The organism is Pseudomonas sp. Bout1, assembly GCF_034314165.1.
GTDB lineage: Bacteria > Pseudomonadota > Gammaproteobacteria > Pseudomonadales > Pseudomonadaceae > Aquipseudomonas.
Map to the genome: position 1 here is coordinate 168,979 of NZ_JAVIWK010000001.1, position 18,780 is coordinate 187,758.

The following is an 18,780-nucleotide window of genomic DNA, read 5'->3' on the forward strand; positions in this document are numbered from 1 at the left end:
CAACGCCCCGTTACATCGAGAATATGACAATGGATGTTCGCCACTTTGCCTTCCTGGCCCGCCAGCCTTCTGCTGCGCTGAAACCGCGAGACTCGTTCTTCGGCCTGCCCAAGCGTGGCCTGGTGCTGATCCTGGCCAACGCGCTGTTCTGGCAGCCGCTGCTGGCCCAGGCCGAAGGCATTGTGGTCAGCGCGCCGGGCACCACCGTCGGCCAGGCCGGCAATGGCGTACCGGTGGTGAATATCGCCACCCCCAATGGCAGTGGCTTGTCCCATAACCAATTCAAGGACTACAACGTCGGCCCCAACGGCGTGATCCTCAACAACGCCAATGGCCCCATGACGAACACCCAGCTGGGTGGCTACATCGTCGGCAACCCCAACCTCAAGGGCGGCGCGGCCAGCGTTATCCTCAACGAAGTCAACGGCGGCAGCCCCAGCCAATTGCGCGGCTACACCGAAGTGGCGGGCCAGTCGGCCAAGGTCATCGTTGCCAACCCGTATGGCGTTACGTGCAGCGGTTGCGGCTTTATCAACACCCCCAACGTAACCCTCACCACCGGCAAACCGGTGCTCGACGCGAGTGGCCAGTTGCAGCGCTATCAGGTTGACGGCGGCGCCGTGACCATCGACGGCCAGGGCCTGAATGCAAGCAACGTCGACCGCTTCGAAATCATCACCCGCTCGGCCAAGATCAATGCGCAGATCAACGCACGGGAATTGACCGTGATCGCCGGGCGTAACGACGTCGATGCCAAAAGTTTGAAAGCCACCGCGCGCGCCGATGACGGCAGCGCCAAGCCCGAACTGGCCATCGACTCCTCGGCGCTGGGCGGCATGTATGCCGGCGCGATCAAACTGGTGGGCACCGAGGCCGGCGTGGGCGTGAAGCTCGACGGCACACTGGCTGCCAGCGGCGGCGATATCCAGCTCGATGCCAATGGGCACCTGAGCATGGCGCAGACAGCGGCCACCGGTAACCTCAAGGTCACCGCACAAAGCGTCAACCTGACCGACAAGGTTTACGCCACCGGCAATGTGCAGGTGAGCAGCGCCGAAGAATTGGTCAACCAGAAGAGCCTGGCCGCCGGCCAACGCATCGAACTCAACGCGATCAAGGTCACCAACCCAGGCACCATCGAAGCGGGCGTACAGGTAGACAACAGCCGCAATGCCACCGGCGACCTGGTGGTGAACGCGCAGACCGTGAACACCAGCGGTAACCTGCTGGCCAGCCGCGCGTTGGCGATCACCGCCGCGAAGGCGCTGACCAACCAGGGCAGCATCATCCAGGCCAAGACCGTCAGCGTCAGCACCGCCAAGCTGACCAACCAGGGCGCCACCGCGCGCCTGTTCGGCGAGCAGAGCCTGGCGATCAGCGCGCCGGCGATCGTCAACCTGGGCGGGTTGATTCGCTTCGGTGCCGAGCAGGCGGCGACGCTGCAAACCGATTCGCTGGATAACCGTCAGGGCCGTGTCCAGGTGGCGGGCGGCAGCTTGACCCTCAACAGCGGCGCGCTGAATAACAACGGCGGGCAGATTGTCGCCGACGCCGTGACGGTGAACGCCGCCAGCCTCGACAACAGTGGCAAGGGCTTGATCAGTGCCGAAAAAGGCGCGCTCAACCTCACCGTCACCAACGCTTTCAACAACAGCCAGGGTCATGCCCAGGCTGGCACTGACGTGAACCTCACCGCCGGCGACCTCGCCAACCAGGACGGCAAGCTGGTGGGTGGGCAACTCACCGCGACCCTCGGCAGCCTCAGCAACAACGACGCTGGCGTGTTCAGCGCGGATGCCGGCAAGCTGACCTTGACCGTCGCCCAACACTTGAACAACGCCAAAGGCCATCTGCAGGCCGCCCAAGGCGACATCGAACTGCACGCCGCGAGCCTGGATAACCAGGGTGGCGCGATCATCGGCAAGCAGTTGCTGCTGGAGGCTCGGAACGGGCAGATCGACAACCGCGCCGGGCGTATCGTCGGTGACCAACTGGACGTGCGCGCCGGCAGCCTCGACAACCGCAATGCCGGGTTGTTGGCCGGCGGTGTGCCGGGTGTGAGCGTGGTGCTGGGTGATCAATTGCTCAATACCCAGGGCCGTATTCAAAGTGAGGGTGACTTGCTGCTGACCGGCAAGCGCCTGGGCAACAGCGCCGGGATCCTGCTGGGCAAGGCCCTGACTGTCACCTCGCAAGACCTCGACAACAGCAGCAAGGGCGCGCTGGTCAGCAATGACGGCGACATCACCCTAAACATCAGCAACCTGCTGACCAACACCCACGGCGTGATCGATGCCGCCGAGCGCAGTGTGCTGGTCAAGGCCCTGACCACTCTCAACAACCAGGGTGGCACCTTGCGGGGCAAGCGCCTGGATATCGCGGCGCAAACCCTCAACAACGACCAGGGCCAACTCCTGGCCGGCAACCAGGGCGTGAGCTACCGTGGCCAGGACCTGAGCAACCGTCAGGGCATGATCCTCAGCGGTGGTGCGGCGGCAGACCTGACGCTGGGCACCTTGAACAACCAGGGCGGCACTGTGCAGGGCGACAGCCTGACGCTCACCGCCGACAGCGTCGACAACAGCCACGACGGCACCAAGGCCGGCTCGATGACTGCCTTGAAGAGTGACCTGCAACTGACGGTCGAAGCCTTGACCAACCGTGGCGGCAAACTGTTCGGCAAGGAGCAGGTCACCGTCTCCGGCGCCACACTGGACAACAGCGCCAACGGCCAGATCAGCGGCAACCAGCTCACCCTGACCTCGCGTGCCCAACTGACCAACCAGGGCGGCCTGATTGAGTCCAACCAGGGCCTGACCTTCAATGGCGCCAACCTCGACAACAGCGCGGGCGGCCAATTGCGGGCGATGGAAGGCGCCAGCAGCACGCTGACGGTCACCGACCAACTGAATAACCAGAACGGCATTCTTGAATTCGCCAGCCAGGCCTTCAGCCTCAATGCCGGGCATTTGAATAACCAGGCCGGGCAACTGCAGCACGCCGGCGCCGGCGTGTTCAGCCTCAATACCAGCAGCCTCAGCGGCAGCCAGGGCAGCATCAATGGCGTGGGCACCGCCGACTGGTCGTTTGGCCGGGTCGATGGCCTCGGCCGCGTGCAACTCAATGAAGCCTTGCACTACACCAGCACCCAGGGCCTGAGCCTCAAGGCCGGCGACCGCCTGGCCAGCGCCAAGGGCCTGACCCTGGATGTCGCCAGCCTGGATAACGCGGGCGAGTTGCTCAGCGACGGTGACCTGAGCGTCACCCTGACCGGCGACATGACCAACAGCGGCCGCCTTTCGGCCCAGCAAAAACTGAGCGTGGTCGCCAACAACCTCAGCCAGAACGGCGGGCGCCTGGCCGGCGGCACCACCACCCGGATCACCCTGGGCGGTACGCTGGATAACCTTGGTTACCTCACCGCACGCCAGCAACTCGACATTGCCGCCGCACACATCAACAACCGCGGCACCCTCGGTTCACAAGGCAGCGTCAACCTCAGCGCCAGCAATGGCATCAGCAATGGCGCGGACACGCTGCTGTTCAGCGGCGGTGATCTGACCCTGCGCGGGAACAGCTTCAGCAACCTGTACGGCGACGTCTACAGCAAGGGCAACCTGAGTTTCGCGGCGCTCGATGGCGGCATGGCGGCGGGCTTCAGCAACCTTTCCGGCACGGTTGAAAGCGAAGGCAATATCGGCATCAGTGCGCGGAATGTGGAGAACGCCAAGGCTGAATTCGAGTTGGGCCAGGCCGTCACCACCGGCAGCCTCAATTGGCAGTGCGGCCAGCACTGCGGCGGGCACGACTCGTTCAAGCGCGGTCAAATCACCATCAACCAGACCTTCCTTGAATCCGCGATCAAGGACTCGGCCTCTGCGCGCCTGGTGGCGGGTAAAGACCTGCTGATCCAGGGCGACAACGTCCAGAACCGCTACAGCCTGCTGGCGGCCAATGGCAACCTGAGCATCACCGCCAACGACCTGCTCAACCAGGGCGCCGCAACCCGCACCGGGCAGAACACCATCGTCATCGGCACCCCGGAGCGCATCGACACCGGTGAGTGGGACCAGATGGAATACCTCGACGTACCCGCCTTCAACGCAGCGGTGGCGGCGGGTAATTTCGATAAGGCGCGCTTTGAGGTGCTCAAAGCCCGGTCCAGCGACTGGCGCTTCTCCGAACAAAGCAACGTCACCACCTGGACCGACAACGGCGGCCCGGGCTACACCGCGACGATACAGGCTGGTGGCGCGGTCAACCTCAACGTTGCGCGTAGCCTGCAAAATGGCACGTTGCACACAAATACCCTGGAGCAACTGACCGGCACCCTCGGTGACGACCAGACCGGCGTCCCCGTCGGCGGCATCAATATCAACCTGAGCAAGCACGTCAACGACGCCACGGCCCAGGCGCCGAGCAGCGTATTGCCGGTGACCAGCATCGCGCCGGACGGCCGCTACGTACCCGTGGACTACACCGGCGAGTCCTTCACCCCGGTCGACCCCACCACCGCGCCCGGCTTCCAGTTGCCCAAGGGCGACTACGGCCTGTTCATCAAAAACGCCGACCCCACCAGCCACTACCTGATCGAGACCAACCCGAACCTCACCACTGTGGCGGGCTTCTTCAGCTCCGACTACATGCTCGGCAAGCTCGGCTACAGCCCCGACAACGCCTGGCGTCGCCTGGGTGACGGGCAATACGAGTCACGGCTGATCCGCGATGCGGTGCTGGCGCAAACCGGGCAACGCTTCCTCGCCGGTGGCCTGACCAGCGACTACGACCAGTTCCGCTACCTGATGGACAACGCCCTCGCCAGCAAGGACGCCTTGCGCCTGAGCGTCGGCGTGTCCCTGACTGACCAGCAAGTCGGCGCCCTGACCCACGACATCGTGTGGATGGAAAACCGCGTGGTCGACGGCCAGACCGTGCTCGTGCCGGTGCTCTACCTGGCCCAGGCCGACTCCCGCAACGTGCGCGGCAACAGCCTGATCCAGGGCCGCGACCTCAACCTGATGACCGGCGGCGACCTGATCAACGTCGGCACCCTGCGCGCCAGCAACAACCTCTCGGTGGCCAGCAGCGGCAGCCTCTACACCGGCGGCCTGATCGAGGCCGGCAACAACCTCAGCCTGCTGGCCCAGGACAGCATCCGCAATTCCATGGCTGGCGAGATACGCGGCACCCAGGTCAGCCTCACCACCCTGAAGGGCGACATCACCAACGACAACACCGCCATCCAGGTGCGCCAGGGCGCCGGCATGCGCACCCTCACCGACAGCAGCGCCGGCACCATCACCGCCCGCGAAAACCTGGCCATCGACGCTGGCCGCGACCTCACCAACCACGGCGCACTCACCGCCGGCGGCGATGCCGACCTGAAAGCCGGGCGCGACCTCAACCTGATCGCCGTCAGCGACACCAGCGAGATCCACGCCTTCAGCGACGGCGGGCACAAATCCAGCATCACCACCGACGTGAAAAACCAAGCGGCCACGGTTACGGCCGGCGGCAACCTGAGCATGGTGGCGGGGCAAGACGTCAACATCATCGGCAGCAACGCCACCGCGGGCAAGGACCTGAACATTCAGGCCGGGCGCGACCTCAACGTCGCCTCCGTCAGCGAAATGCACAACGTCGAAGGCAAGGAAAAGGACGGCAAAAAACGCATCAAGACGGCGGACGAGCAAACCACGCAGCTGGCCAGTGTGCTGACGGCGGGAGGGGACTTTAAGAGCCAGGCCGGACGCGACACCACGCTGGTGGCGAGCAAGATCAGTGCGGGGAATGAGGCTTATCTGTATAGCGGGGATAAGTTGAATTTGCTGGCGGCTGAGAACAGTACGCATACGTTGTATGACATGAAAAAGGTCAGCGGTTGGGGCAACAAAAAGACCCAGCGTGACGAAGTGACTCGCGTGACCAACGTCGGTACTGAAATCAAGACCGGTGGTGACCTCGTGCTTAAGAGTGGTGGTGATCAGACTTACCAGCTCGCCAAGCTTCAGAGTGGTAAAGACATCACCCTGGACAGTGGTGGTGCCATCACCTTTGAGGCGGTAAAGGACCTGCATCAGGAAAGCCACGAGAAGACCAATAACAATGCGTTTTGGGTGTCTTCCAAAGGCAAGGGCAATACAGATGAAACCCTGCGTCAGAGCCAGTTGATTGCCGAAGGCAACGTGGCAATCAAGGCCGTCGATGGTTTGAAAATCGACATCAACCAGGTTAACCAGCAAACCGTTAGCCAGTCCATTGATGCGATGGTCAAGGCGGATCCGCAGTTGGCGTGGATCAAGGAAGCGGAAAAGCGCGGTGATGTGGATTGGCGTCAGGTCAAGGAAATCCACGACAGCTTCAAGTACAGCAACTCGGGGTTGGGGCCGGCTTCGCAAATCATCATTGCAATTGTGATGGCAGCAGTCGTCGGGCCTATGGCCGCCGTCGCCGCAGGCGGAAGTACGGTGGGCGCCGTCGCAGGTGCAGTTGCGGCGGGTGCCTCAACGAACGCGACCGTCAGTGTTATTAATAATCGAGGCAATCTTGGCGCGGTGCTCAAGGACGTGACTTCTTCGGATGCGATGAAGGGGTACGTCATTTCTGGCGTTACGGCAGGTCTGACGGCAGAGTTTTTCGGTGATTGGACTGGAACCGAAACAAACACGGCGACTGGGAAAATTACAACGCCGGGCATCCTGAATAGCTGGAGCGGTGTTGGTCAATTCGCAGCCAACCAAACGCTGCAGAGCGGTACGTCCATGCTGTTGAGCAAGGCGCTCGGACAAGGTGGCAGTGCCAGCGATGCGCTGAAAAACGCGTTGTTTAATACCTTGGCGGCTGCCAGTTTCAATTTGTTGGGTAATTACACCAAGAATGTGTTCGCAGACGGTTCCGCACCGAAGGTTGCGATTCACGCCATGGTCGGTGGGTTGCTGGCAGAGGCCACTGGAGGAGACTTCAAGACCGGCGCCTTGGCAGCAGGGGCAAGCGAGGCATTGGTCACCCATCTGGACGGCTTGGTTAAAGGTGACGATAACTTGCTTACGATGAGTTCGCAGATTGTCGGCGTGCTGGCAGCAGCAGCACAAGGCGACGCGGACGCGGCTACGCTGGAAAAAGGTAGTTGGGTGGCGCAAAACGCAACGCAATATAACTATCTGAACCACAATCAGCTTGAGAGAGCAGCCAAGAAGATAGCGGCGTGCACGGACACTTCCTGCATTGAAGACACCACACGTAAATTCAAAGAGTTGAGTCTTCAACAAGATATTGACGCGATCGCCGGCTGTAAGGCTGATCCTTCGACGTGTGCAGCGCGGTCTAAAGAAGTCGCCAATACCATGGCGGATCTCAACCCAATCAAAGACATCGTGGAGTACGGCTCGCCGAAGGCTCGAGAAGCAGTACAAAACCTCATCAATTCGAACTTTGAATTCCAGGAGATGTTAGCGACAGCGACGACTGAGCATACGGTCGGGGCGATGGTCGATACGCTTAAAGCAAAATGGAATTTGAGCGACGCGCAGGCGCAGGAAATTACGAACGATCTCAAAATCGCGCTTGCAGTTGGGTTAGGTACAGCGGCGGGAGCCTTGGCTTACAAGCGCGCCGTTGCGGCCAGCAAGAGAGAGACCCCGCCACCTTCAAGGCCGGATCTCATGCCGCCGGAAAACGGCAAAAATGTTTGGGATCTTGAACCTCGGGCGAGAGGTAGGCAGATTGAGACAACACTTACGGATACGGACTATAAGGACTGGGCCCGAACGGACAACCTCATCAATCCCAAGACCGGGCAACCCTTTAAATCCAATAACTTCCCAGTTATTGACTTCCAGCTCGACACTAATGTGGTGAGTTTGAAAACGATTGATACCCGAGGTAAAGGGTGGTCTTATGACATGAGAACCCATATGGATACCTTGCAAAGTTCAAAAATTACCGTGGATGGCGTACCGGCAACGAAAGTTTTGGACATCCGAGTTCAACCGGGCGGGATGGCTGATGCGAGCAAGCTTATAGAGTATGGAAAGCAACGTAATATTACTGTGATTATTAAAGAGTTCGGTGGCTAATCATATGGCTGAAATTGAAGTTGTTTTTAGCGAGAGGCTACATGATGGCGCTTCAGTTGTATGGGGGCGGCTGATACAACAGCTCAAAAACTTTAATGAGGATGCCGTCATTGATGGCTTTACCGGCAACAAAATGGGGTTGGCGGATGTTTCGAATTACTTGAAGAAAAACAAGTGCCAGAGTTTTTTTATTGAGCTGGCGAACGGTTCTGTCGAGTTTTCGTATGTGGCAGATAAAGCGTTTTATCGGCTTGATATAAAACGCTTGGCGAATTCGATTGAAGTTGCACGGCTCTTGATTGAAGCTTTAATTGATGACCCCGGCTTTGTTCAGGCTCGAATTTACGATGCCGAGTATGATCGATGGCAAAATGCCGAGAGTCTTACGCTCTTTGAAGTTGAGCGCGTTGAACACGCTCATCTGCCCAAGAAAAGTAATGGGCTGCCTTTTCCGCTAACCCAAGAGATCGTAGATATATCAAAAAATCCTGGGCGTTGGGTTTTAAGAAACGGCTACATTGAGGCGGTTGGCGCTTTCATGTGGGTAAGCAAATCCTTGCTTCAGGTAGTGGGTGTCGACGAAAAAAAGTTAATGGATATCGACTGCTTTGCAGTAGAAGATTTGGGCGGCGTTTTGAAAATTGCTGCCTATAACCAGTGCTTCACTACAGCGGTAGGGGCTCAGGCAGAGAGGCAGGCCTTGCTGAGAAAAGTTTTGTTTAACGCGTGAATTAGAGCGAGAGTCGGGCGCGGGAAATAGGGTTCAGGCCACGGTTTTCTAATTAAAGTATTAATGGTGGTCTGACCCCTATTTCTCGGTCGATGATATAACAGGATTGCCGAAAAGATACTATTGGGAGCCGGGCATGAAATCTATCAAGGAGAAAAAATGATGTTGATAGGAGGATATGTCTTGGACCCTGAGCAAGGAAGACTACAGATACCTATCCTCCATCAGCCGACAGCTGAAGCGGTCGAAGCCATTGTCCGACAATATGCTTCTCGTGATGGCGTTATTAGCTTAGTAATCGATCCCGAACCTGAGTACGGTCCATATAAATTAAATCTGTACACGGATTCTGGAAACTTTTTCCTCATGTTGTCCCAATATCTCGAAGATGGTGAGCATGATGTAAAAACTATCAGTAATCAGCGTGCAGGAGCAGAAATGATAGAGATTTTAGGCGACCGATATCCTGCGAGGTCAATGACGAAAGATATAATTTTTATCTGCTCGTGCTTCAAAGAGTTTTTGCGCGTCGGTAACGTTAGTGAGTCAAAGTTAGTAATTTTGTAATCACAGAAAACTGGGGTCAGACCACGTTTAAGGCTGGCAGAGATGCTCTTTAAAAACACCAGAGTTAGTAGAATAGTGGTCCGACTCCTATTTTCCCTGTTTCCATGAGGAAAACGAGAGTGAAGAAAGTAAGCAGCATTCTTGGAAAGCACCGACACTGGCTGTCCCGTTCGCCTGTCGTGGTTGCTCAAGAGCTTGAGTTTCTGGACGAGGACTTGGCCAGTGATTCTTTGCTGGGGTTTGACAACGTTTCGGACTCACTGGGAATGCTTGCGGTTCATTATGGCATTCAGGGGGAAGTTGCCATTTTCGACGGCGATGAAACCGGCTGGGAGAACGTCGCCCGTTCGATGATGTATCGCTACTGGGCACTGATGTTAAAAGCCAGGTCCTTCTCCAACACGCGTTTTCTTCAAGGCATCAAGACGGTGCCTGACCTGAGCAATCATCTGAGCCATGCCGCGTGTCTGCTCGCGGCCTTCATGGCGGCAGACCGGCGTGACCTGGCGTCATCGACGGCCGATGTGTTGGCCGGGATGCTGTCTGTGCCGGGCGCCGTTGATGCGCGTTTTATGAAAGCACGCCACTTTGAGCCTTTCATGTTGTGGCTTTACTCCGTTTATTCGCAGCAAGGCGCCGTTGCACAAATCGAGTCGATGAACCTGGGCATTTATCAGTCGGTGATAGACAACTGGAATGACGAGCAACAGTTGGCAGTGGTGCTGGAGGAGCTTGGTCGGTATCACCTGGCCAATGCGCAGGACAATGGCGGCGCCTGGAAACCCGAATTCAAAAGCCCGCCGTTTGATTTGTTGTTGGTGGAGGTTGGCGCGATTTACCGGGCGCGCCAACAGCTTGGCCTGCCATCACCTACCGTGACGAACCCGCTGCTTTACGTGGGAACGGCGGCATCGAGACACTTGGTGTTCTCACCTGACGAACTGGTCGTAAGGGTTGAATCCGCTTACAGGCGTTTTTTTGGTGGAACATGAAAGCAGTCAAAGCCCCGTTTTTATCTCCGCCCTGGCCATCAAGGGGGCGGCGCTACCGCCGCCCGGCTTTTACTCAGGAGGGATCGGCAGTGAGCCGGCGACTGATGACATCCAGCAAATCACACCCATCGCGCAGCGGAATGGCCAGCAATTGGGCGAAGTCTTGAAGCACCACGGCATCGCTGTTGAGCGGGTCGCGGAAGGCCAGGTTTTCCAGCAGTTGGGTGACGGCGCGAATCCTGTACACAGCGGCGTCGTGGAGGACATCGAGGGGCGCATGGGTATCGATAAGCAGGGCGGGGACGGTGCAGTCGTGGCCCGTTAGGGGCATATATTGGTTCATCTTTGACTCTCTACTTAAGTGATTGAGGCAATCACTCAAACGTCGCCAAACGAATGGGTGACAGCTGTACGCAGGTTGGCGAACCGGCAGTAGAGAAAACCGGCAGACCCTAAGGTCTCCCGCGCACAGCCGTCATAGAACGACTTTGCAGGCGAGCAAGTGGCTGCAAAAAGCCACCAGCTTACGCATTCTCTACCGTCAGGTCGCCAAACCTGAATCGCCATGTGGGCGACGGCCCGGACTATAAGCCCGCACCCAAACCCACGCAAGGCAGCAAAGTACTGGCCCACTCCCAATGCCTCATGTCTTCACCCCCATCGCCGACACCCTGGCGATGATTAAACGCATCCACCCACCACCAACATTAAAGGACTGATGTGAAAAACCTTCTCCTGATTCTCCTCTCCACCCTCATCCTCGGCGGCTGCGTCAGCCAGCCCCTCACGCCCGAGCATCGTGCGCAGGTCAAGACGGTCAAAGTGCTGCCCGTAAAATGGGAAAAGAACATGGTCTACATGGGGCGTGAACAAGCCTGGGGTGCAGCCCTGGGTGCCGGGCTCGGCGCGGGCGTCGGCATGGCCAGCGGCGCGTCCAAGCTGGGCACGGCGGCCTTGAGCGGCGCGGGGTTTGCCGCCGGCATGAAGGCGGGGCAACTGGCCGAGATGTCGACGCCGGCGGCGATCCTCACGGTGATGGACGCCGAAAATATCGACTTGGGCGTGTTGCTCAAGCAGGCCTTTATCGATGCCTTGGGTAAGACGTCATCGCTCAAGGTGGTGGGTGACGACGAGCCGGCCGATGCGCAGATTCAACTGACGGTGGGCGAGTGGGGTTTTCGCCTGACCCAGGGTTTCAGCAGCGTGGTCTACCCAACGCTAACCGTGGTGGCGCGCATGGACCGTGGTGACGAGATGCTCTGGCGCACGGTGGAGACGGTCACGCCGTTCAATGGTCAGAATGTCTACGGCTACACACCGCTCACTTATCGCACTGATCCTGAGGCGTTGCGCCGCGCGTTGACGGGTATCACGCAGATCTCCGGGAGTTATCTGGTGAAGGAGCTCAAGTAGACCAGCGAGAGGTTGCCGCGTGGCTTGCGGTGGCTGATCTCAACGCGGTGGTTATTGATAGAACCCGCCGAGCACCTTGAACATTTTGTATATCCCAGTGTCTTTACCTCGCCCACCCGCAACCGGTCGGGCTGCATGGACTGCAGCGTTTTCAAATGACATTAAGGATTAATGTGAACCTTGCCCCCCAAACCTCTTTTCTGTCACCGCCCGCTGCGGTGCACAGGCGCGCGCCTGCGTTTCAGGAAGGCGCCGCGGGGCAATGCATTCGGATCAATTGATCCTTCTCAGTACACCTACTGCCGCCGGGCCTATTGGCGGCTTTTAATGTAGTTCATGGAGTTTGAAATGAAGCGTAAGCAGTTCCAGAAAAGCCTGTTGGCACTCATGGTCGGCGCAATCAGTGCGCAAGCGCTGGCGGTGGAATTCGACCTGGGGCAGGGCAAGAACATTTGGGTCGGCGAGACCTTCAATGAGTCATTGATTATCAACGGGACGTTCTCCGAAGTAGTGGTGCCGACCACCACCAACCCTGCCGGACTGGGTGTGGCCAACACCACTATCCAGGGTTCGTTGATCAACCGTGCCGACATCACTCTGGATTCCCAGGGCGCCGCCATCCGTGCGATTGCCCTGGACCCGCTGTTCTGGTCGGGCCCGCAAAACCTGAGCCCGGGAACTGTCACCGGGGACGTGGTCCAGGCGGGCAACATTCTTATGAAGAATGGGGGTTACGAGGGGCTTGAGATCGGCGCGACGACCATCGGTGGAAGTGTCATCAACTCCGGCACCATCCGTTCCACGCTGCCCCTGACGCCGCCGGCTTCACCTTCCTACGTGGATGGCGGCGAAGGCATTTACCTGCATGGCACCACCGTCGCCGGCGACGTCTCGAACACCGGCGTAATCGACTTGAACGGTGATTACGCCATCGGCCTGATCCTCGACCGTCAGAACAATCTGGGCACCACCGTCGGTGGCAAAATCCTCAACGCCGGCACGCTCAAAGCGACGGGCGAGGGCGCCTGGGGCATCGAGGTGGAAACCGACACCAACCCTCTGCGCATTGAAAACAGCGGCCTGCTTTCCGCCAACGGCAATGACGCCAAGACGGTGATGTTTCTAAACGGTAAGGTCGACTACATCCTCAACACCGGCACCCTTGAGGCCACGGGCACCAACGCCAATGCCTTCGAGTTTGCCGGGGCAACCTTTGCCCAGAACAGCGCGACCGGCGCGCGCGGCATCGTTAACCGCGGCACGATCAGCGCCGATGGCACAGCCATTCACGTGGACGCTGCCGATCAGGCTTCGGCGTTTGAGATCAACCAGCAAGCCGGCGAGATCCGCAGCAACTCCGGCACCGCCATCGACGCCGCCAACCTCGCCACGCTGAACTGGACCGGCGGCAAAATCACCGGCGACCTGCTCAACTTGAGCGCGGTGAATGTCGCAGGCCAAGCCGATTTCACCGGCAGCCGCATTATCGCGCCGGTCTCGATCAACTCCGGCTCGCTGAACCTTTCCGCCCCGGGCACCACGATCACCGGCGACCTTAACGTTGCCAGCGGCGCGGGCATCAATATGCACCTGTCCGACAGCGTCGTGCCGACCACGCCGTACCTGAACGTGAATGGCAACGCCACGTTCGCCCAGGCTTCGAAGCTGACGGTGAGCGCGCAGCCAGGCGACTTCGCGCGCACTAACAACGGCACCCAATACACCTTGTTGCAAGCCACCAGCGTGCAGAACAACGGCCTGTCTGTCGCCAGTTCGTCGTCGTTGCTCGACGTGCTCAGCTACTCGGCCGACGCGCAAACCGTCAAGGCGGTGGTGGCGGTCAAGGACAACCAGCAAGTGCAGCAAGAGCTGGCCGGAGTAGGCGCCAGTGCCGCAGCGGCGACGGCGGTCAATACCTTCAAAAATGACGTGCTCGGCGGCCTCAACCAGAACGATCAAGTGTTCCAGGCCCTGGCCAACGCCGGTACTGCGCAGCAGCTGGCGCAAGTCAGCGAACAGCTCAAGCCGGACGTCAACCGCGGCGCGCTGGACGTGGCGCTGTCGGGTCAAACCGTGATCAACGGCGCGATCTTCAACCGCCTCACCGACCAGCGCGAAAGCCATCAAACCGGCGGCGTATGGGTGCAGGGCCTGAGCAGCAACATGGACCAGGACGGGCGTGGCGGCAACAACGGCTACTCGGCCAACAGCAGCGGCATGGCCGTGGGTGTGGACGGGCGCTTGAACGACACCACCACGTTGGGCGTGGCTTACAGCTACCTTAACTCCAACATCCATTCCGACCTCGGCAACAAGACCGATGTGGAGGGCCATGCGCTGTCGCTGTACGGCAACTGGTCGCTGCAAAACTGGTTTGTCGACGGCAGCCTCAGCTATGGCCATAACGACAACGACAGCAAACGTCATATCGCCGGCACCACAGCCAAGGGCAGTTACGACAGCAATGTGCTGTCTGCCAGTGTGATCGGCGGCTACAGCTTCAAGCCGTCGCAGGCCGTGGTAATCGAGCCGCGCGTGGCAGCGCGTTACGCCAACGTGCGCATGGACGGTTTCGACGAGAAGGGTTCTTCGGCCGCACTGAGCACCCAGTCGCAACGCTATGAAGTGAGCGAGCTGGGCGCTGGTGTGCGCTTGGCGGGCAACTTGCCAATGGGCGCCGGCAGCCTGCAGCCGGAAGCAACCTTGATGGCGTATCACGACCTGATCGGTGATCGCGTCGCACAAACCTCCAGCTATGTGCTCGGCGGTTCTGCGTTCACCGTCACCGGCGCTTCGGTGGCGCGTGACAGCTATGAAGCCAGTGTCGGCGTGAACTACCAGGTGTCGGACTTTACCGTGGGTGCCAGCTACACCCGCCAGGCCCGCAGTGGGTTTGATGCCGATGGGGTGATGCTCAAGGCGCGGTACGCGTTTTAAGTTTTACAGCCGATAGAAAACGGTGTCGGGCTGCGGTTCTCCCACGTAGCCCGAGCCAGAGTTTTAACTGTGTTCAAGGAAGTAACAATGAAAAAGACCTCACTGCTAATCCTCGCCCTGGCCTTGGCCGGCTGCCACTCCACTGCCAGGAACTCCTCGCCAACCCTGCTCAAGGACGGCGTCCAGTTGCAGCAAAACAAGGTCGAGGTGGATGCCGAGCACGCCAAAGTCATCATGAAGGCAACCGGTTTTACCTATCCGGTGCAGTTCTCCGTACGCCGTAGTTCCGATGTGGACCAGCGTCCGGAAATCCTCGGGACGGTGGTGGATTCCGGCCGTGGCAAGGTATTCGGCTGGATCGCCAAGATGAACGAAATGGGCAACAGCGCCGTCGCCAAACGCTTCCCTCAGTTGGAAGTGCAGGCTGACCCGGGGCAGCCCTTTGAAGTGATCGGCGAGTCACGGGTCTACAACGCCAACTACGTCGGCCTCGTCAAAACCTATGTGTATGAATGCGGCCCCATGAGTTCGACCTTCAAGCCTGAGAAGCAAAAGGTTTACCTGGTGGAGTTCGTGATTATCGGGAAGGGGTGTGAGCAGCATGTGTATGACGTGACTGCGCCTAACGAGCGTGTCCCCGTGGCGACTGTGGCTCCTGCGGCGTGAGCCAGAGCCTGGCGCCAATGCAAATCCGATAGTCGCTCAGGTATCGACGGGTACCGCCGGGCTCCATGGCAACTGAAGAGGCGCTGATGATTTCTGCAGATGACGTTGATGGCCTGCTTGAAGATATTTTCGAGGGGCGCAAGGATTTGGCGGTGTTTGTCGCTGATGGCAGGTACTACTACCTGGCAGACGACAAGGGAAATTTCTGTATCGATGTCAGGCCTGAATACAGGAGCTATGTCGAAAGTGGCGTCATGGACAGTAGCCTCTATGACCAGGCCGTTTCCGAGTTCAGAGGGGGCGTTCCGGTCCTGGAGGTGAATACCTTTCAGCGCTATCTGGATAGCAACAGCGTCAACGTTTATTCGCTGGAGTGGATGGTCAGTTTCTTCACCTACGGTTACTCCGCTGCCTACCTTGGCGAATTTCATAACCATATCGAGGCCGTTCTATCTGGCAACACGAAGCCTCGTCTGGATGAATGCGAAAAAATGCGAATGAGGCTGCCCCGCTTTTATGTGGACCTGGATAGCAAGGTGTTCCGGCATGTTGATTGGGACAGGTTTCATGAGTCCTATGTGCCCTCGGACTGGGACGGGCAGCCGTCTGGCTCATTCGCGGAGCTGATCCCGAAAGAGCAAAGGTATTGGGTTGTGGATGGCATGGACTTTTGGGCGTTGTATGCCTGATGGAGGGTTAGCTTCGTCGCCTTGGCGATAAGTTGGCCAGTGCTGTCGTGCCCCACTCGAAGTAACACACGCACCCGCGCAGGAGAAATACCGTGGTAATGACATTGGTCATGGTTGGACTGGGACTGGCAATTTTGATGCAGCTGGCCATTTTTTGTGTGGCCGTAAAAAACTCGCTGGTGCATGCGCTGCTGTGCCTGTTTATCCCTTGTTATGTGTATGTTTATGCCAGAAAGGATCGCCAGGCCAGGCCGTTCCTTTGGGGGTGGTACGCCGGTATTGGCTTGCTGGCCGCTGGGGCTATTGCTTCAAATTGAAGCAGGACTCGAAAAGGCGCCGGCAACGCCGTAAAATGAAGTCAAATTGACATCATTCAGGGAAGAGTTCAGACATGCGCGTTGTTGCTTTACTCCTGGCATTCAGCTTTCTGGCTGGCTGCGCCTCTAAGCCGGCTTACTACATTTCCCCCGCACCGGTTCACATCCCCAAGACCGCCACCTATTGGCTCGATACCTTCGATGTTGAAGTCGTGGGCAAGAACCCACGCTTCCTGCCTGATGACAAAGTCCGCGAGCAACTGGGTGTAGACCTGGTCAACCGCCTGATCACGGCCAAGCGCTACGCCACCAGCAAGGAAAGCGCCGACTATCTGTTGGATGTGAAGGTCGTCTACGCCCGTCATTTCCAGGATTCGAAGGGCGGGATCGCCACCGTGCTCGTTGATGACAACACGGTCCTGACCAGTGTGGATTTCAACTACCTGGTCAAGGTCAAGAAGGCCGGTGCCGAGGTATTACACTTCGCCAAAGACCGCGACAGCCTGGTTCCCGCGGGCTTGTTTGGCCAATGGCAGCAATACAAGACGATCGGCGGGATCGTCAGCAATACCGGCAACACCAGCGTCGAGCCGTTTTACACGGGCGTGTTGAGCCGCTTTATCGTCGATGATTTGCGCGATATTCCGTCACGCTAAGTTGCTTTAACCCGAATCACCAGTCCCTTGCGTCTGACCTTGTGAACGGACCATTCACTCACGAGGTTCAGACCATGTCCCGTCCAATTCTGCTGTTGCGTCCTGCCGCCCAAGGCTTTGCCGTGACCCTGCTGGTGGCGCTTGCCGGGTGTGGGCTTTCTTCATCCCGTGATGTGGCCAAGCCCGCTGAGTCGGCGCCTGTCGTGGAGGTGCAAAGTGAGCCCGCCAGCGTTCAGGGGGCCATGGTCAAGCGGATGGTTGCTCCGGCACCGATGGCGTCGCGGTTGGTCATGAACGATGCCGTCGCCATGCAATACCAGGCCCAGCCTCGGGAGCAATATCAGAACCTCCCGGAGAACCCGATCCGCAGCGTGGCCGAAACGCCGGTTTCCACCTTCAGCGTTGACGTCGACACCGGCAGCTATGCCAACGTACGACGTTTCCTCAATCAAGGCAGCCTGCCGCCCGAAGGTGCTGTGCGACTGGAGGAAATGGTCAATTATTTTCCCTACGACTACGCCCTGCCTACCGACGGCTCGCCCTTTGGCGTGACTACGGAAGTTGCACCGTCGCCGTGGAACCCTCACACCCGACTATTGCGCATCGGCATCAAGGCCTCGGACCGCGCCGTGGCGGACCTGGCACCGGCCAACCTGGTGTTCCTGGTAGACGTGTCCGGCTCGATGAATCGCCGCGAAGGCCTGCCGCTGGTCAAGAGCACCCTGAAGTTGCTTGTGGACCAATTGCGCGACCAGGACCGCGTGTCGCTGGTGGTCTATGCCGGCGAGTCGCGGGTGGTACTCAAGCCCACCTCGGGCCGGGACAAAACCACGATCCGCAACGCCATCGACCAACTGACGGCAGGTGGCTCCACCGCCGGCGCTTCGGGTATCGAAATGGCCTACCAAATGGCCCGCGAAGGGTTTATCGACAAAGGCATCAACCGCATCCTGCTGGCCACCGACGGTGACTTCAACGTAGGCGTGAGCGACTTCGACAGCCTCAAGCAGATGGCGGTGGACCAGCGCAAAAGCGGTGTGTCCCTGACCACCCTCGGCTTTGGTATGGATAACTACAACGAACACCTGATGGAACAACTGGCCGACGCTGGTGATGGCAACTACGCCTACATCGACAACCTGCGCGAAGCTCGCAAGGTGCTGGTGGATCAGCTCAGTTCGACCCTCGCGGTGGTGGCCCGGGATGTGAAACTGCAGGTGGAATTCAACCCGGCACAGGTCAGCGAATACCGATTGCTGGGCTATGAAAACCGCGCCTTGAAGCGTGAGGATTTCAACAACGACAAAGTCGATGCCGGAGAGATCGGTGCAGGGCACACGGTGACGGCGTTGTATGAAATTGTCCCGAAGGGTGAACAGGGTTGGCTGGAGCCACTGCGCTACGCATCGGCGGCCAAGGCTGATGGTAAAACTGATGAGTTGGCGATGTTGCGGGTACGCTACAAACCAGCGGAAGGCGGCGATAGCCGACTGATCGAACACCCGATCAGCCGCGAGCAGAGCGACAAACCCAGCGACGACTTGCGCTTCTCTGCCGCCGTGGCCGCCTTCGCCCAGCAACTCAAGGGTGATGGCCGCTACACTGGCAGCATGAGTTTCAAGGACACCGCCGCATTGGCCCGCTCCGCCCGGGGCGACGACCCCTTCGGTTTGCGCGGCGAATTTGTGCAACTGGTCGAATTGGCCCAGAGCCTCCAGGCCCCGGCCAAACACTGACC

The 18,780-nt window shown here is 58.9% G+C and carries 12 protein-coding genes; 11 read left to right on the forward strand and 1 reads right to left on the reverse strand.

Annotated elements, in window-relative coordinates; genetic code table 11:
- Positions 1-29 precede the first annotated feature (29 nt).
- The 4 genes from RGV33_RS00790 (at position 30) to RGV33_RS00805 (ending at position 10,364) form a co-directional block, all read left to right on the forward strand.
- Entirely contained in the window at positions 30-8,075 is an 8,046-nt protein-coding gene (locus RGV33_RS00790) for a DUF637 domain-containing protein (RefSeq protein ID WP_322142712.1), read from the forward strand.
- Positions 8,076-8,079: 4 nt separating this feature from the next.
- Positions 8,080-8,805, forward strand: a complete 726-nt coding sequence (locus RGV33_RS00795; protein ID WP_322142713.1) for a hypothetical protein — start codon at positions 8,080-8,082, stop codon at positions 8,803-8,805.
- 159 nt (positions 8,806-8,964) lie between these two features.
- Complete coding sequence (locus RGV33_RS00800; RefSeq protein ID WP_322142714.1) at positions 8,965-9,372, forward strand: DUF6911 family protein; 408 nt, start codon at positions 8,965-8,967, stop codon at positions 9,370-9,372.
- 119 nt (positions 9,373-9,491) lie between these two features.
- Positions 9,492-10,364 carry a hypothetical protein gene (locus RGV33_RS00805; protein WP_322142715.1) on the forward strand — a complete coding sequence of 291 codons (873 nt, stop codon included), beginning with the start codon at positions 9,492-9,494 and terminating at the stop codon, positions 10,362-10,364.
- A 73-nt stretch (positions 10,365-10,437) separates the two neighbouring features.
- Here the strand turns inward: RGV33_RS00805 and RGV33_RS00810 are convergent, their stop codons facing one another.
- Positions 10,438-10,695: a hypothetical protein gene (locus RGV33_RS00810; RefSeq protein WP_322148593.1), complete on the reverse strand. Its 258-nt coding sequence runs from the start codon at positions 10,693-10,695 to the stop codon at positions 10,438-10,440.
- A gap of 389 nt (positions 10,696-11,084) precedes the next feature.
- On the opposite strand from RGV33_RS00810, the gene RGV33_RS00815 reads away from it, so the two are divergent.
- The 7 genes from RGV33_RS00815 to RGV33_RS00845 all read left to right on the forward strand — a co-directional run bounded on the left by RGV33_RS00815 (position 11,085) and on the right by RGV33_RS00845 (position 18,778).
- Positions 11,085-11,777, forward strand: coding sequence for a hypothetical protein (locus RGV33_RS00815; protein WP_322142716.1), 693 nt, complete (start codon positions 11,085-11,087; stop codon positions 11,775-11,777).
- Between the two features lie 348 nt (positions 11,778-12,125).
- Positions 12,126-14,714, forward strand: a complete 2,589-nt coding sequence (locus tag RGV33_RS00820) for an autotransporter outer membrane beta-barrel domain-containing protein (RefSeq protein ID WP_322142717.1) — start codon at positions 12,126-12,128, stop codon at positions 14,712-14,714.
- An 87-nt stretch (positions 14,715-14,801) separates the two neighbouring features.
- Positions 14,802-15,380, forward strand: a complete 579-nt coding sequence (locus RGV33_RS00825; RefSeq protein WP_322142718.1) for a hypothetical protein — start codon at positions 14,802-14,804, stop codon at positions 15,378-15,380.
- A gap of 65 nt (positions 15,381-15,445) precedes the next feature.
- Complete coding sequence (locus tag RGV33_RS00830) at positions 15,446-16,069, forward strand: hypothetical protein (RefSeq protein ID WP_322142719.1); 624 nt, start codon at positions 15,446-15,448, stop codon at positions 16,067-16,069.
- 98 nt (positions 16,070-16,167) lie between these two features.
- Positions 16,168-16,386 (forward strand): hypothetical protein, encoded by a 219-nt coding sequence (locus tag RGV33_RS00835; RefSeq protein ID WP_318304607.1) that lies wholly within the window; start codon positions 16,168-16,170, stop codon positions 16,384-16,386.
- Positions 16,387-16,460: 74 nt separating this feature from the next.
- Positions 16,461-17,042, forward strand: coding sequence for a hypothetical protein (locus tag RGV33_RS00840; protein WP_322142720.1), 582 nt, complete (start codon positions 16,461-16,463; stop codon positions 17,040-17,042).
- A gap of 74 nt (positions 17,043-17,116) precedes the next feature.
- Complete coding sequence (locus RGV33_RS00845) at positions 17,117-18,778, forward strand: VWA domain-containing protein (protein ID WP_322142721.1); 1,662 nt, start codon at positions 17,117-17,119, stop codon at positions 18,776-18,778.
- Positions 18,779-18,780 lie beyond the last annotated feature (2 nt).